Genomic DNA, 15,894 nt, shown 5'->3' with positions numbered 1-15,894 from the left:
GCTGACAGCGAATAGCAGAAAGCCGCTACGCACTAAAATACGCCCTGACGTTCTTTCCCTCCACCCAGTTCATGTAAGCCCTATTAACGACCCGATTGCCTCCCGGGGTCGGGTAATCACCGGAAAAATACCAGTCGCCCTTGTGCTCCGGACATGCGATATGCAGGTTCTCCAGCGTTTGATAAATCACTTCTACTTCTGCTTGGATATGCGTACCGCGAATAATGCCAGCAATTTCCTTCGAGATCTCCTCATCCGTAAACGGAGCATAAATAGCCTTTACGTAGTTTTGGACGGTCTCTTTAGGCAATTCCAGCGAAGCCACGCATTGTTGGTAAACTTTTTCAACAACCTCACCCATTCCGTGCTTATACAGTAGCGAGACCGCTGCTTCAAACGCCACGAACTCCCCTAAACGGGACATATCGATGCCATAACAATCGGGATACCGGATCTGAGGCGCAGAAGATACAATAAGGATCTTTTTCGGGTTGAGCCGGTCAAGAATGGTAAGGATACTTTGCTTGAGCGTCGTACCACGTACGATTGAATCATCTACCGCTACAATCGTATCTTGATGGTCTTTCACGATACCATACGTCGTATCGTATACGTGTTGTACCATATCCTGCCGGTCTGCATCTTGCGTGATAAATGTGCGCAATTTCGCATCTTTAATGTTGAGTTTCTCAAACCTCGGTTTGATGCTCAGCATCTCATTCAATTCTTCATCCGATATTTTATCGGCCCGATTAAGAAGCGTATCCTTCTGCAATTTGCGAACATATTCGTCGATCCCCTCTCCCAATCCATAGAAGGCAACTTCCGCGGTATTTGGAATATAAGAGAAAACGGTGTTATTGATATCGTAATCGATCGCATGCAATATCTGCGGACATAACAACCGCCCCAAATGTTTACGCTCCTGATAAATAGCTGCGTCACTGCCACGGGAGAAATAGATCCGCTCAAATGAGCACGATTTCTTTTCCACCGGTTCCCTAAACATCTCTTCGGTGATTGAACCGTCCTTTTTCACAATCAGTGCATACCCCGGCTTTATCTCATTGATCTCCTCAAACTTCACATTGAAAGCCGTTTGGATAGCTGGCCGTTCGGAAGTGACAACAACCACCTCGTCATTGACATAATAATAGGCAGGCCGGATACCCGCTGGGTCGCGCATAACAAAGGCATCGCCATGGCCGACGATGCCGCTGATGGTATACCCGCCATCCCATGTTTTGGCCGATTTACGCAGAATACGTGCTACATCGAGGTGTTCAGCAATCAAGGCGCTGATTTCGACGTTGCTATATCCTTTCTGCTTGAATTTATCAAATTGCTCCTGATTTTCAGCATCGAGGAAGTGGCCAATTTTCTCCAATACGGTCACCGTATCGGCCTTTTCTTTTGGATGCTGGCCCAATTCGTAAAGTTGCTCCAGCAATTCGTCCACATTGGTCATGTTAAAATTGCCTGCGAGAACCAGATTACGTGTCATCCAGTTATTCTGGCGCAGGAAAGGATGGCAACTCTCGATACTATTCTTGCCATGTGTACCGTACCGCAGGTGTCCCATCAATACCTCACCGGTAAAACTCACATTGTTTTTTAACCACTGACTGTCGGAAAACCGATCGGGATAAGCCCGTTGCACGGCAGCAAACTTCTTTTGCACGTACTCGAAAATATCGGCCACCGCGTTGGGAGCCATGGATCGATAACGGCTGATGTAGCGGCTACCGGGCTTCACGTCGAGTTTGATCGTCGCAATACCCGCTCCATCTTGTCCGCGATTGTGTTGTTTTTCCATCAATAAGTACAGCTTATTAATGCCATATAAGGCCGTACCGTATTTTTCCTGATAGTATGAAAGGGGTTTCAACAGGCGAATCAGTGCGATACCGCACTCGTGTTTGATAGCGTCACTCATGTTATGCTTTGAGTGTACAAAGGTACATAAATTATTTCTTTCGTATGCAAATAAAAATGCCGGCCAACGCCAAGACACTGAGTTGCAATAGCGTGGTTGCCGCGATTTTGCGGTTTCGAAACTTTGCGATCTTGGCGAAAACTAACAACTTGTAAAGCACACAAAGTATCCTTAATTTCGCCCCGTAATTGCACACATCCATGTCCCAACAAACGGAGCAACGAGATACATTCTCGTTTGAAAATACAGAAATTGCGTTCAGAAGTAAAAGCAATCGAGATTTGGATAAAGCTTACTGGCTATTCAAAATCATCGGTAGCAACTTTCTGACCAAGGTGGGGCCGCCCATCACCAACTTCGCACTAAAAATAGGCTTACCCATTACGGGCATCATCCGTAACTCTATTTTCAACCATTTCTGCGGCGGGGAAACCATCGAGGGCTGTCTTCCTGCCATCGGCCGATTGGCAAATCAACGCGTAGAAACCATCCTTGACTATTCGGTAGAAGGCGAAGAGGCCGAGGTGGCTTTCGATGAAACATGCAACGAGCTGTTGCGTACGGTCGAATATGCTCAACGTAATCCCAACATATCTTTCTCCGTGTTCAAGCCCACAGGCCTGGGACGCTTTTCATTATTTGAAAAGGTAAATGCCAATATAGCCCTTGACGAGGAAGAGAAAAGGGAATACAATCGTGTCAAACAACGTATCGACCGCATATGTAAGGCCTGCCACGACGGCAATGTCCGCGTATTGATCGACGCAGAACATTCCTGGATACAGGATGCGATCGACGACATTGCCCGTGATATGATGCGCGTATATAACCGTACCGCACCGGTGGTATACAACACCTACCAGCTTTACCGCACGGATAAGTTGGCAGCCCTCCAAGCCGATTATTACCTGGCTGAGACCGACGGATTTTTCCTGGGAGCAAAGCTGGTACGCGGAGCTTATATGGAAATCGAGCGGGAAAGAGCCGAAGAGCTAGGATACCTATCGCCCATTCAGCCCGATAAGGAAGCAACCGACCGGGATTATAATCTCGCTACACACTTCTGTTTAGATCATGTCGATCGGATCGGTATGATGGCGGGCACACACAATGAGACCAGCTGCCGGCTATTAGCCGAAGAGATCGACCATCGACAGCTGCCGCATAACCATCCGCACCTCTATTTTGCACAGCTTTTAGGTATGAGCGACAACCTCAGCTTTAACCTGGCAGAAGCGGGCTATCGGGTTGCAAAATACATGCCCTACGGGCCGGTTAAGGCTGTAATGCCCTATCTATTCCGAAGGGCGCAGGAAAACACTTCTGTAGCCGGGCAAACCGGACGCGAACTTTCATTGATTACTCAGGAAAAAAAACGAAGGAAATTCAATAAATGACAACAGACACATTCATACAGGACAAACTTGAGATCCTCACCCAGATCAGCCATCAGAAAAATTATCGCGCCTATTTGTACGACTGCGATGGTACCCTAGCGGACAATATGCCCATGCACCGGGCGGCATACCATCACGCCGCCGCCCACTACGGCATCGATCTGGATACGGCTATTATTGACGAACTAGCAGGTTGGCCAACGGTACTGATCGCAGCCGAAATCAATAAGCGATACGGCACCCACGTTCCAACCCATGAATTTGCGGCCGCAAAATCGGCCATATTCCTGGAGCAGTATGTACTGAAAACCCAGCCCATAGACTTCGTTGTGCAACATTTGAAAAACCACCTGGGCAAAGTCCATATCGGTGTCGTATCCGGTGGCAGCCGGAAGACCGTCACGCGTACACTCACCGCCATTGGGTTAATTAATACCATCGAAACCTTGGTCTGCGCCGATGATACTGACCGGGGAAAACCTTACCCCGACCCATTTTTACGTGCGGCTCAGCAATTGGGCGTTGCACCCCAAGATTGCCTGGTCTTTGAAGATGGCAATCCAGGCGTGCAGGGAGCCATTGCCGCCGGCATGGATTGGGTACGCATCGATCAAATCTGAGCGCTTTTCACCCCAGCAGCCTCCAGCATCAGGTAGTGAAGGTCTGTATTCCGGACAAAAGGCTTGAGCAACTCAGCACCAGCACCGTAAGCGGCGACTTCCACGTGATCGCCCGAATGGCCAGTTCCTGCCCAGCCAATCGACGTATATTTCCGCTGAATATCGGCAAAATCAGCAAATGGTAACTTATAAGGATTATACAATCCATCTTCTCCACGATCGGTTACATAATGGGCAAGTAACCGTACCGCCTCATCTGCATTGATAGCGTATCCTTGAGCATATTCAATACGCTCCCGAACCTGATGCGCATTAAAGTCTCTGTCGATCCCCTGTAATACCCAGTCGTTGGTATGCTTAAAGTCTATAATCTTCTCAAAGTTAGCCGTCGCCCCAAACAACCCCGGATTTGCGTTTCCATGATCAGTGGTTACGATCACCAATGTCTCGCCATCTGCTTCCGCAAAAGAAAGTACCGCCGCCAACGCCCTGTCGAATTCCAATTGATCGTAGATCAATGCACCGGTATCATTAGCATGTGCACTCCAATCCACTTTACCGGCTTCAATTTGCAGGACAAATCCTTTGGAGTTTTGCGCTAAACGCTTGATTGCAGCCGTAACCATTTCTGTTAAAGAGGGAGTATTTGCCTTCAACGCTTCATCGTGTTCCCGGTCCAACGCATAGGGCAAGCCATTCGGATAGAAGACGCCGAGAAACGGCTTTCCGGAAACATCGGCTGCGAGCAGCTCGTCCCTGGTTTTTACGACGGAAAAGTCGCTTGAAACAAATTTGCCGAACACATCCTGTTTGTCTTTGCGATTATCGGCACTAAAAAACTCTGTGCCGCCGCCCATCATTACATCAAAGCGTAGGTCGTGGTACATCAGTGCGATTTCTGCCTGGTCACCGCGGCTGTCGCTATTGACACAAAACCCCGCCGGTGTTGCATGGGTGATGGGAACGGTGGTTACACACCCAACGGATTTCCCTGCCGCTTTAAACTTTTGCAAAATGGGGACGGGTCTGTCACCTTCCGGCGTAACATTCAGCGCTCCGTTGTTCACCCGCACGCCGCCACCCCACGAAGAGCTAGCTGCCGCAGAATCGGTCACCAAGCTATTAGCCGACGCCGTATCCATCAACCCACGTACCGCCTTTTTCTCCTGATATAATGACATCCATGCACACAACTTTCCTTCCCGCCGCTCACTGAGCATATTAGCCATGCTCAACGTACCAACGCTCATGCCATCGCTGACCATAAAAATGATGTTTTTTGCCCTTTTTCCGGCCACATGATTCAACAACCTATGGGTAGGCATTGCAACGGATTGAAAGGGCGAAATCACAGCCGAACCAGCCGCCGCAAGAGCCGTATTCCTGAAAAAATCTCTACGTTTCATTCGATAATAATTATTGATTCATTATTTGTCTTTAATGGTTTCGTGGAACCTGCATTTTCATCGGCGCTTTTTGCTTTCAGCGGTGATGGAGCTTGCATTCCCCCTCGGCGCCCGCAGGTCCAAGAGCCAAAAGTAATAGCTTAAGGTTAATTCTTTGTAAAAAAATGATAACTAAATGAACCCGGAAGGCTATGCCTGCCCCTTGAAACGGATGTTGTACATCGAAAACTCACCAAACGTATACTGGATAATACCTGCCAGTTGTCGTGTCAGCGAATGGATTAGCCGGAATCCTAACGTCTCATGCGTCTGTTTTAATTTACTTTCGGGTATACCTACTCCATTATCTTTAAAGATCAATTCGTATTCTTTAGCCCCCGCATGCTTTACCTGAACGTAAATTTCGCCGTCGCTCCGGTCTACAAAAGCGTATTTCAATGAATTAGTCATCAGTTCAGTCAATATTAATCCCAAAGGAATCGCTGTGTCAATATCGAGGTAAACGTCCTTCGCATCCACATGAAAACATACATTTTTTTTGGCAACATTATAAACACTCAACAGATGCATCCCCAGCTGTTCGACATAGTCTTGAATATTTAACCGACTGAGACTCTGCTGCTGATAAAGTTTAGTATGGATAAGCGCTATGGAATTGATCCGGCTACTGCTTTCCTGCATCATTGCGACCACTTCCTGGTTGGATGTCTTTCTGGATTGAAGACTCAGCAAGCTATTGATGATTTGCAAACTGTTCTTAACTCGATGGTGTATTTCACGAAGCAGCAATTCATTCTGCTTATTTGCCTGTTTTAGTATATCGTTTTGAACGGAGATTTCTGCATTCTTCAGCGCAACCCGATGAACAAGTCGATCTTTTTCTCGAAAATGGAGACATAGGATAGTCAAAACAGTAAGCAATACCACAATTCCAACAGTCAATCCATATCGCTGATAGTTGGTATTGGCCAACCTCAATTGCTGCTCTTTGATTTGTCGCCCAAATTTTTCCAATTTGTAATTCTCATTCATTTCTCTCCCCTGCCCAATATATTGAGCTGCATAGAGACTATCCTTGGAATATTCATAGTCGTCCAAAAGAATATCTGCGCGGTTAACGTCACCTAACGCATAAAATGCCTTCAGTTGGAGCAACCGGAGGCGATGCCAGTCGTCTTCGGGCGGCTTCTTATCCGCTAAGCGGCTATCGAGTTCAGCGCATATTTTCAGGACGTTTTCATAATCTCTTTGAAAGTACAGTTGAGTTGCCTGCAACAGGTGATACGTGGTTTCCAGTTGTGAATCATCAACCAGTTCGGCCATCGAGCCGATTTGTTCCAATATCGCAGCTAGCCTGACCACATCGTGCGTCTTGCTGCAAATCTCCCCTTCTACCAGCAACGTTTTCAGTTGCCATTTCACGGCAGGATCCGAAGCAGTATTAAACTGCCGTTTCGCAAGGTTGCAATACCGTAAACCGACTTCATAATCCCTCAACTTGCCATAGGCGATACCGTATTGAAGGTAGAGAGGCCCCAAGGTAGTTACGTAACCGTTCTCTCTCGCCAATCGTTCCGCGTCCTTCAACGTAGCCACCGCCTCTTTGTAATCTTTTGAAATCTTATTGTGGTAACTGGCAAGCTCAATACTCAATTCAACCTGGTTTAGCAAATATCCGTTCTCCTCGGCAACGCGTAATCCGTTCAGGAAATATTCGAAGGCAGAATAATGCCTATCTTCGTTCATATCAATGACCCCAAGACGCCGATATGTATCTGGCAGATTGTTTAAAAATTTCCCTTGGACATACAACGAAACCGCTCTTTCGAAATATCGCTTAGCGATATTCAATGTGCCTTTTCGCTCAAATACACATCCTGTGTAATAGTATCCATCTGCAATACCCTGATCGTAAGCGATATCGATGGACGTCTTCCATGCCTTATTAATGAGATCCTCTGATTTTTTCAAGTTGTCGTCCAGCGACTCATACGCATGTTTGTACCAGTCATTGATAATCGTCGTATCCTTGGCAGACGGAGTCGTTGGAGGTTGAACAGCATAAACAGCACTCCCCAGACGCACCATCCACAGGAGAACCAAGCAAAAACGCACAGTATTACGTTCCATTTTCCTCTATTTTATGCCCATGTCTTTACAATGTCGCTATATATCATATCGACATGTTCGACAAATCCAAAAAAATCAATAGACAGATGTTTAATTAGGCACCCAAATATAATACTTTTGTCAAGTAATTAACTAATTGGCATCAAATAATTACAAAACAAGCGTTGGGGGTTAAAATCCGGTGACAATACGTATTCCGCCGTTGGTAAAATCCATTTGCTCTTTGGAAAGCTGTCCGATGGGAAGTTTAAAATAGGGTTCTATTGAAAAGAAAAGATGCTTGGAAACAGAAACTTTGCGGCCGACGGAAAAATTCATAAAACCCGCATATCCTTTGCCCTTGAGTGGCTGGACATCCATTTTTTCCGACACATAGCCAACGGTTGTAGATTCTATTAAGTCCTTACCCGCTACTTTATCCGATAAAGTGGTCTCATTTAGGCCGCCGATAAAATGCTCGGTACGCTGTTCGCTAAGTACCGCCACATAGGAAACGCCCACCGAGGTGTAAAAACCGTTGAAAACTTCGTAGCGGAGATCCAACGGGATATCCAATGCGACCACACTACTTGTCAACGTAATATCCCGCTTATACTGTTCGCGTTTATTGGCAAGCCCTTGCACGTATTCGCCGCCTACCGGCTCAAGGGAATAAACGGGCGGCTCTCCAGATGACTGTTGATAATTCGGGTTTTCGCCCATGCCCAATCGCCCGATCGAGACACCGGAACCCACGGAAAATTTATCCGATAACTGGTAGGCAACGGCAATTCCGCCGCTCAAATTTAACTTTTCACTAGTCATTGATGGCGCCACCGCCACCCCGAGATCCCATTTGCGCCCAGCACCAACGTGTACCCCTTCATCAATCGCCGCGTATTCCTGCCTTTTGGAAAAGTGTTCAACAGGCATCTTTGGTACTACGGGTTGTTCGACAGCCACTACACGGTGTTCCGGAGAACCTGGCGCTTCGCTTTCGGTTTCCGTAGCGATACTCGGTTTGTAGCGTTCGATATTTTCTTCATCAACATGTTCCTTAAAAATGTCACCAGTAGGTACCGCTGCTTGTGCCACGACCAACGGCTCCATGTGTGTTTCATCAACCGCAGTACTCCGTTGTTTCGGACGGGACACGCGTTGGGGAGACGCCTCGGTCTTTTCGAGAAGCCGTGTAACCGTTGTTTGCTCCTTTTCGGTAGATGCGAGAGGTTCAGCCGGTGCTGAAGTGATGGGTTGTTCTTTTTTGGTGTCTAGATTTGCTATCGTAGGCGTGGGGCTGTCTGATGTAGAATTAACCAAAAATAGCACTGCCGCCACCAGCAACACTGCCGCCGCACTCCAATAGGGCCATATCACGCGTTTTCGGACGATACCCTGCGCCGCAGAAAAACGCTCCCATGCTCCCTCTTTATAAGGTTCGGCATGATTGCGCAGGGTTTCCGCAATCCGCTGAATCAGTTCCTTATTTTTTTCACTTCCATTCATTCCGCCATACGTATTAAAATCCTGCCGTAATATTTGTTGAAGCCAGATAAAGTTCTCTCAATTTTTTCTTTGCCCGTGTCAGGTAGGTTCTGGAAGTACTTTCGGGTATTTCCAATAACACCGAAACTTCCTCATGTGAATATCCCTCTACCTCGTATAGATTAAAGATAGTCCGCTGGATTTCCGGCAATTGCAGCAACAACTTCATGATATCTTCTACATGTAAATCGCCTGCTACGGTTACCGAGCGGTGTTCGATCTCCAATTCGCTCACATCATCCAATGCCACAAATTGCTTTTGAGCGCGCAGGAAATCAATGGAAATATTCGCTGCAATCCTCGCTAGCCATGCCCGGAACGATTTTTCAAATCGATCACCCAGTTCTTCACTGTTGAATGTCCCAATTTTGTTAAACGCCCGGATGAAACTTTCATTGGTGAGTTCCTCCGCGTCGAACTCATTTTTGACATATCGCAGGGTGATCGCGCGAACGTAACCGTAGCAGGTTTTGTAGATAAATTCCTTGCTCCGTTCGTCGCCCATCCGGGCACACCCCCGCACCGCGCTCTCCAATGACAACGCATGCTTCCCCTTTAAGTGTCGGATGTTAAAACTCACTACGCGGCTACACTACTATTAATTAGCTCATGGATTCACCTTGCAAATATACGCCCAATTCCCCCTATTATGTAGCCAATCCTACGAAAAACAAACCATACAAATTTTCTATCACGCTATTTGGTAAACGTAGATTGGAATTGAAACGCTACACAAACCGACATAAAAACATTTCCCAACCCCAACAGGTCAACATCCTATAACCCTGTAATAAGATATCATAGTAAACTATACCACCTGGATACCTATTTTTGCTGCGATGGCATTGCAAATGGAATATCGGATGCTAAGCATATTTTTCCTGCTATTCGTAGCGGATGCATGCCATCGCAATGAAGAATCATTTATGAAATTCCAGGAAGTTCAACTTACCCAATCGCCGCAGGGTCATACCCTGCACAATACCCAGGTATTTTCGGAAGACGGTCAATGGGTCGTATACGACACACGGAATGACGACACGAAGATCGGTAGTACCAGTACCATCGAGATGGCGAATGTGCGGACCGGTGAGATTAAACCACTTTATCACACAGAACATCAAACGATTTATGGCCCCGGTGTTGGTGCGGCAACGTTTTCACCGACTAAGGGCCGGGTATTATTTATTCACGGTATCCGCAATGCAGATAGCACAAACCCTTATAGTGCCACCCGACGTACCGGTGTCTCGATCGACATCGATCGGCCCGGACATCCCATTTTCATGGATGCGCGGGACATCACGCCCCCCTTTACACCGGGTGCGTTACGGGGCGGCACACATGCGCATTCGTGGAGTGGCGACGGAAAGTGGATCAGCTTTACGTACAACGACTATGTGCTGGAGCAACTAGCCAAAATAGACGCGTCGGTACAGGACCTCCGCATGGTGGGAATCATGGTGCCGAAACCTGTGACGGTTGCATCCGACAGCAGCATGGAAAACAACAGTGGAGCCTATTTTTCGGTCATCGTGACGCATGTCACCGAAAACCCCGAACCCGGAAGCGATGCGATTGACAAAGCGTTTGATGAATGCTGGATCGGTAAAAACGGATATCGTAAACCCGATGGCAGTCGTCAACGGCGCGCCATTGCTTTTCAAGGTAATGTCAGAAATACGGCCGGTAAATCCATTACCGAAATTTTTGTAGTTGATCTACCGGATGAGCTAACGGCCGAAACCGATGGGCAGCCGGTGGAAGGAACCGCCACGCTGCGCCCCGGAGTTCCCAAAAGCATCGTCCAACGCCGTATTACCCATTTGACCTACGGCATTGAGGGGCCCCGACATTGGCTGCGTACCACACCCGACGGAGCGCTTATCTGTTACCTGGCTAAAGACGAGGAAGGCATCATCCAGCTTTTTGGCATCTCTCCAAATGGCGGCACTCCGCGATCCATCACGCAAAATCGCTTTCCGGTACAGGGCCCATTCAACATCGACCCCTCGGGAACATGGATTGCTTATCCGGCTGATAACAGCCTATTTATTACAGAGATAGCAACAGGTATAACGGAACGCATTACACCGCGTTTCACCGATCTCGAAAAACCAATTGGTGCACCGAATTGGTCGCCCGACGGAAAAACCCTAGCATACAACCGCTATATAGATCAAGACAACGACCGTTTTTTGCAAATCTTTCTCTTACGTAAATAACCCGGATGCCGGCATCAATTGTATAGCTCTTCGTAGTCTTTCATCGTCGTTCCGCGCGCAAAATAACGGATGTTATAGGTAAGACTCAACATAAAATACCGTTGTAATACGTTCGATTGTGAGTCCTGGATATACGTTTCAGTGATGTCTCGCCGAATGTTATTATTCTGGCCAAATAAATCATAGACATTCAGGCTCACCTCAGCACGTTCGCTTCGAAGAAATTTCTTACCGATGGCCATATTGACCAGAAAAATGCTGTTGTCATATCCTTCGGAAAGTCCGGTATTGAATTGATGGTTCAGGTCTAACCGGTACACCAAGTTCTGCCAGAGAATCCAATTGTAATTAATGTGGGTATTTTGATTGAAAAAATTCGTGTTGAGTGTGGGCTGTAATGAATTTTCGGCTATGTTGTATCCAGAACGGCTCCAGATGTTAAAATCAATCCGGTCGCTGATGTTGCTGCTCAGCGAAACGCCGCCAAAAAAGCGGGTCGTATTGACTGTATTGATTTGTTCATTGATCATCCCCGGACTATGACTGTAGCGAATTCCTCCGTAGAAATTGAAATTGGACGGAAGGAAACGCACCGGCAGTCCATAATGGAAAAAAGAATGGAGGTCCCAATAGCCGTCGAGGTTAACGGGGCGGGAAAGTTGGGACCCTCGTTCCAACACAATTCCATCTGCCAGTTCGATCGGCTCTTGGGCGATGGTGGTATGTGTAACTACGTTGTTATCGGTAACCGTAGAACGTATCATCGCAAAGAAACTTCGCTCCGTTTCGGGATTGTAGCTACGGTACCTCAGGCTGAAGCGATTGCTATACGATTGATCGAGGTCCGGATTTCCCGTACGCAAATGCAGGGGATTCGAATTATCAATAACCGCCTGCAGATCGCCAATACCGGGCGCATTGGTACGCGCGTCGTAATCAAATTCCAGATTTTTGGAATCGGTAAATTTGTAATCCAGCCGTACCGATGGTAATACGCTTCGGAAGGTACGTTGCAGATCAAACATGGCTGGAAACTCTTGGTCATTCGCCAACTTGGCAAGCTGAAATTCCGCCTCCACCTGCGCACGCAGTTTCTCGCCCTTATATTGGTAGCCTATTTCTGCTTCCTGTGTCAAATATTTGCTATTGAAGGTGTTGCTGAGCGCCGTATCGAGACGCAGCCGTGTCCCCATTTCGTCCGTATCGTAAGTAAGCTGGTCTGAGTCATTATTCCGCTTACCCACTTCGTATTCTAATTCAACCATGCCGCGTTTGCCAATCGGCTCGGTATAGCCGGCGCTGGCCTCCCAGTCGAACCCTTTGCGGGCCCGCACGATTTGCTGGTTGATGGTTTCGAGTCGTTCAGCGGGATCATAAAACACATTTTCCGTTTGCCGGTCGGCATCGTCATCGTTTCGGTGGTCGCCGGTTTCCAAACCCAGCCGCAGGCTTCGACCCTTTTTGGCAAACCGATGGCTGTAATAAAGCCGGCTATTGAAATCTATGTCCGAATTATCTGCCTGTCGATGATTTTCCGTCTGATTTACCGGTCCCGAATCTGCCAACGTATTTCCGGTAAAAAAACTATTCTCTTTGTCTGTTTCCGCTGAGAAATTGGGCAGGAATAAAATGCGGTTGTTGCTATCGATCTGGTACTCGAAACGCATGTTAAATCGGTGATCCATGTTTCGACGGGTATTGGTACTCGACTCGGTATAGCGCTGTCCGTCGTCATCGGGAAGCACATACTTACGGAAAAGCGATGCCTCACCGATGTTCTTGCGATGGTTGAAAAGATAACTGGCGTTGATTTCCACCTTTTCACCCCACGTGTCCGTATAGTTTAATCCGATGCGATTGGTATTGATGATACCGTTTTGCGGGTTTACCTCCCCCTGACTGTTCGGATCCGCTGAATAGTCAACCGCATTGATATTATTGGTTAGCCCGGTTATCGTAAGCCGCTGTTGCTCATTGAACGCATTGATGCTCGCACCTACCAAATAGCGGTCGCCATCGCCATATCCGGCTGAAGATTTACCAAAAAGTCCCCGCCGACTATTGGGTTTGGTAATAATGTTGATGGTTTTTTGACGTTCCCCGTCGTCAAACCCACTTAATTCGGCCTTATCGCTAAGTTTATCATATACTTCGACACTTTGGATAATTTCTGCGGGCAGGTTTTGCAAGGCAGCCTTGACGTCCGTACCAAAAAAGGGTTTACCATCTACCAAAATTTGCACAATATTTTCGCCTTGTGCCTGTAAGTTACCATCTTCACTGCCCATCCCGGGCATTTTTTCGATCAGATTCTGTGCCGTAGCATCTTTCATAGTCTGGAATGCAGCCGCATTGAATTGAATGGTGTCGCCGCGCTGTTTACCGACGGGGGGCCGACCTAAAATGGTTATCTCATCCAATAACTGAGCTCCCTCGCTAAGGTACAGGGAACCTACATTCGTATTACCGGTCACGTTTATCGGCTTCTCGGTATTTTCGTATCCAAGGTATTGTATGCGTAACACGTATGCTCCCGTGTTAATCGCTTTCAACTCAAACGTGCCATCCATACGGCTTACAGCTTCACTGACAGCCGGTGAATCCGTTTTATATAATAAAGAGACGGTCGCATTCGGAAAGGGAACACTATCATTGGCGGCAAATACCCGCCCTTGGATGCGGTACTGTTGTGCTTGGACGAATTGAATACAAAGAAACGGCAGTACCGCAAAAAATAGGTATTTCATTAATGAATATTATTTTAGTATCTGCGGGCAAATGCACAAATATCAGACCGCCATTGATGAAATATGTCGTTAAGTCAGGCTTGTCACGGCTTCGTTATGTAAAATTACTGTTAAGTCAGCAACATGCAAAACCTAACCAAATTACTCGTACCTTTGTATCCTATGGAACGGACAGCAGTATTGGAGCGGTTTGACGTTGATAGGGTCCGGAAAGACTTTCCTATCCTTACCCGTACCGTTAACGGCAAACCTTTAGTATATCTTGATAATGGGGCCACTACGCAAAAGCCCCGTCAGGTAATTGACGCAATCGTAAACTATTACACGCAGCTGAATAGCAATGTGCATCGGGGTGTGCATCATTTAAGCCAGCTGGCAACGGATGCTTTTGAGGTGACACGCCGGAAATTGCAGCCTTTTATTAATGCAACGCACGAGCATGAGATCATTCTCACGAAGGGAACTACCGAAAGCATTAACCTAGTAGCTAGTTGTTACGGCAAGGCATTTGTCAACACCGGAGATGAGCTAATTATCTCAGCCATGGAACATCATTCCAACATCGTACCCTGGCAAATTCTTTGCGAAGAACGCGGGGCTATCCTGCATGTGGTTCCCGTCAATGATGCCGGAGAGTTGGATATGGAGACCTATCGGTCTTTGTTGAACGAACGCACGAAGATGGTTGCCATGACGTATGTATCCAACGCACTCGGAACGATCAACCCAGTGAAGGAGATCGTTGCATTGGCACACGCCGTCGGCGCGCCCGTATTGTTGGACGCCGCACAGGCCATCCAGCACATAGCGATAGATGTGCAGGCATTAGATGTGGATTTCTTGGCATTTTCCGGCCATAAGATGTACGGTCCCACGGGTGTTGGCGTACTTTATGGAAAAGAAAAATGGCTCAACGCCATGCCTCCCTATCAAAGCGGGGGCGAGATGATCAAGGAAGTGACCTTCGCTAAAACTACGTATAACGAATTGCCATTTAAGTTTGAAGCGGGTACACCCAATATCGAGGCGGGCATCTGCTTGACGCATGCTCTGGATTACATCACGGAGCTGGGACTGGACAACATTGCCTCGTATGAATACGACCTCCTGAAATATGCCACGAGCCAGCTACTTGAAATACCCGGCTTACGCCTAGTAGGTACGGCAAAAGAAAAATCAAGCGTCATCTCGTTTCTGCTGGATGGCGTCCATCCCTACGATGTAGGTGTGATTCTGGATAAATTAGGTATCGCCGTACGTACGGGTCATCATTGCACGCAACCACTCATGGACCGGTTTAATATTCCCGGTACCGTACGGGCTTCCATCGCGATGTATAATACCCGCGAAGAAATGGATATACTGGTTGCCGCGGTCCGGCGGGCAGCTACGATGCTATTGTAAGACAAACCCATTCTGATAGCCAATGTCTGAAAGCGAATAGCTGACGGCCAATGTCTCAAATCTCATAGCTCCAAAAATGACCATAAACGAAATACAGGATGAATTAATTGATGATTTTGCTTTCTTTGAAGATTGGATGGCCAAATACGAATACCTCATCCAATTAGGCAAAGAATTGCCGCTGATTGAGGACAGCTACAAAAAAGATGAGTACCTTATTAAGGGATGTCAGTCAAAGGTGTGGCTGCATGCCGATTATCAAAACGGAAAGGTAATTTTCACCGCCGACAGCGACGCCATCATCACCAAAGGATTGGTAGGATTGATGATCAAGGTATTATCCGAACACACACCTGAGGAAATAGCTTCCAGTGAACTCTATTTCATCGATCAAATAGGATTGAAGGAACACCTTTCGCCAACACGCGCCAACGGTCTGCTGTCGATGGTCAAACAGATGAAACTATATGCGGTAGCGCTCACCGTGAAAAATTGAAAATGAGCA

Annotated in this window: 11 protein-coding genes; 5 read left to right on the top strand and 6 right to left on the bottom strand. The window is 47.2% G+C overall.

Features of this window, described 5'->3' with window-relative positions; genetic code table 11:
• Nucleotides 1–25: 25 nt before the first annotated feature.
• Nucleotides 26–1,936 carry an amidophosphoribosyltransferase gene (locus tag BMZ56_RS19525; protein WP_090629638.1) on the bottom strand — a complete coding sequence of 637 codons (1,911 nt, stop codon included), beginning with the start codon at nt 1,934–1,936 and terminating at the stop codon, nt 26–28.
• Nucleotides 1,937–2,136: 200 nt separating this feature from the next.
• On the opposite strand from BMZ56_RS19525, the gene BMZ56_RS19520 reads away from it, so the two are divergent.
• Both BMZ56_RS19520 and BMZ56_RS19515 read left to right on the top strand, forming a co-directional pair.
• On the top strand, nt 2,137–3,333 hold the full coding sequence (locus tag BMZ56_RS19520; RefSeq protein ID WP_090629635.1) for a proline dehydrogenase family protein: 1,197 nt from the start codon (nt 2,137–2,139) through the stop codon (nt 3,331–3,333).
• Entirely contained in the window at nt 3,330–3,953 is a 624-nt protein-coding gene (locus BMZ56_RS19515) for an HAD family hydrolase (protein WP_090629633.1), read from the top strand. Before BMZ56_RS19520 ends, BMZ56_RS19515 begins: the two co-directional genes overlap by 4 nt.
• Here the strand turns inward: BMZ56_RS19515 and BMZ56_RS19510 are convergent.
• The 4 genes from BMZ56_RS19510 to BMZ56_RS19495 all read right to left on the bottom strand — a co-directional run bounded on the left by BMZ56_RS19510 (nt 3,944) and on the right by BMZ56_RS19495 (nt 9,593).
• Nucleotides 3,944–5,359 carry an alkaline phosphatase gene (locus BMZ56_RS19510; RefSeq protein WP_090629630.1) on the bottom strand — a complete coding sequence of 472 codons (1,416 nt, stop codon included), beginning with the start codon at nt 5,357–5,359 and terminating at the stop codon, nt 3,944–3,946. The two genes, BMZ56_RS19515 and BMZ56_RS19510, sit on opposite strands and share 10 nt — an antisense overlap.
• Nucleotides 5,360–5,548: 189 nt before the next feature.
• Nucleotides 5,549–7,489, bottom strand: coding sequence for a sensor histidine kinase (locus tag BMZ56_RS19505; protein WP_090629628.1), 1,941 nt, complete (start codon nt 7,487–7,489; stop codon nt 5,549–5,551).
• A 171-nt stretch (nt 7,490–7,660) separates the two neighbouring features.
• Nucleotides 7,661–8,974: an outer membrane beta-barrel protein gene (locus tag BMZ56_RS19500; protein WP_090629625.1), complete on the bottom strand. Its 1,314-nt coding sequence runs from the start codon at nt 8,972–8,974 to the stop codon at nt 7,661–7,663.
• A 13-nt stretch (nt 8,975–8,987) separates the two neighbouring features.
• Nucleotides 8,988–9,593, bottom strand: coding sequence for an RNA polymerase sigma factor (locus BMZ56_RS19495; RefSeq protein ID WP_245893307.1), 606 nt, complete (start codon nt 9,591–9,593; stop codon nt 8,988–8,990).
• A gap of 283 nt (nt 9,594–9,876) precedes the next feature.
• Between BMZ56_RS19495 and BMZ56_RS19490 the strand changes: the two genes are divergently transcribed.
• The gene (locus BMZ56_RS19490) at nt 9,877–11,238 is read left to right on the top strand and encodes a DUF3748 domain-containing protein (RefSeq protein ID WP_245893309.1); all 1,362 of its coding nucleotides are present in this window, start codon (nt 9,877–9,879) and stop codon (nt 11,236–11,238) included.
• A gap of 14 nt (nt 11,239–11,252) precedes the next feature.
• Here the strand turns inward: BMZ56_RS19490 and BMZ56_RS19485 are convergent, their stop codons facing one another.
• A complete protein-coding gene (locus BMZ56_RS19485) occupies nt 11,253–13,985 on the bottom strand; it encodes an outer membrane beta-barrel protein (RefSeq protein ID WP_090629622.1) in 2,733 nt (910 codons plus the stop codon).
• Between the two features lie 162 nt (nt 13,986–14,147).
• Between BMZ56_RS19485 and BMZ56_RS19480 the strand changes: the two genes are divergently transcribed.
• Both BMZ56_RS19480 and BMZ56_RS19475 read left to right on the top strand, forming a co-directional pair.
• On the top strand, nt 14,148–15,389 hold the full coding sequence (locus tag BMZ56_RS19480; protein ID WP_090629620.1) for a cysteine desulfurase: 1,242 nt from the start codon (nt 14,148–14,150) through the stop codon (nt 15,387–15,389).
• A 76-nt stretch (nt 15,390–15,465) separates the two neighbouring features.
• Nucleotides 15,466–15,885 (top strand): SufE family protein, encoded by a 420-nt coding sequence (locus BMZ56_RS19475; RefSeq protein WP_090629617.1) that lies wholly within the window; start codon nt 15,466–15,468, stop codon nt 15,883–15,885.
• Nucleotides 15,886–15,894: the final 9 nt, after the last annotated feature.

It is taken from the genome of Parapedobacter indicus, from assembly GCF_900113765.1.
Taxonomy (GTDB): domain Bacteria; phylum Bacteroidota; class Bacteroidia; order Sphingobacteriales; family Sphingobacteriaceae; genus Parapedobacter; species Parapedobacter indicus.
Note: the sequence above shows the minus strand (reverse complement) of the source record. Positions and strands in the feature narration are given on the sequence as shown.

Bases quoted from the DNA above. Each gene is read 5' to 3' on its own strand.
- BMZ56_RS19525 (WP_090629638.1), bottom strand. From the start codon at position 1,936: ATGAGTGACGCTATCAAACACGAGTGCGGTATCGCACTGATTCGCCTG.
- BMZ56_RS19520 (WP_090629635.1), top strand. From the start codon at position 2,137: ATGTCCCAACAAACGGAGCAACGAGATACATTCTCGTTTGAAAATACA.
- BMZ56_RS19515 (WP_090629633.1), top strand. From the start codon at position 3,330: ATGACAACAGACACATTCATACAGGACAAACTTGAGATCCTCACCCAG.
- BMZ56_RS19510 (WP_090629630.1), bottom strand. From the start codon at position 5,359: ATGAAACGTAGAGATTTTTTCAGGAATACGGCTCTTGCGGCGGCTGGT.
- BMZ56_RS19505 (WP_090629628.1), bottom strand. From the start codon at position 7,489: ATGGAACGTAATACTGTGCGTTTTTGCTTGGTTCTCCTGTGGATGGTG.
- BMZ56_RS19500 (WP_090629625.1), bottom strand. From the start codon at position 8,974: ATGAATGGAAGTGAAAAAAATAAGGAACTGATTCAGCGGATTGCGGAA.
- BMZ56_RS19490 (WP_245893309.1), top strand. From the start codon at position 9,877: ATGCTAAGCATATTTTTCCTGCTATTCGTAGCGGATGCATGCCATCGC.
- BMZ56_RS19485 (WP_090629622.1), bottom strand. From the start codon at position 13,985: ATGAAATACCTATTTTTTGCGGTACTGCCGTTTCTTTGTATTCAATTC.
- BMZ56_RS19480 (WP_090629620.1), top strand. From the start codon at position 14,148: ATGGAACGGACAGCAGTATTGGAGCGGTTTGACGTTGATAGGGTCCGG.
- BMZ56_RS19475 (WP_090629617.1), top strand. From the start codon at position 15,466: ATGACCATAAACGAAATACAGGATGAATTAATTGATGATTTTGCTTTC.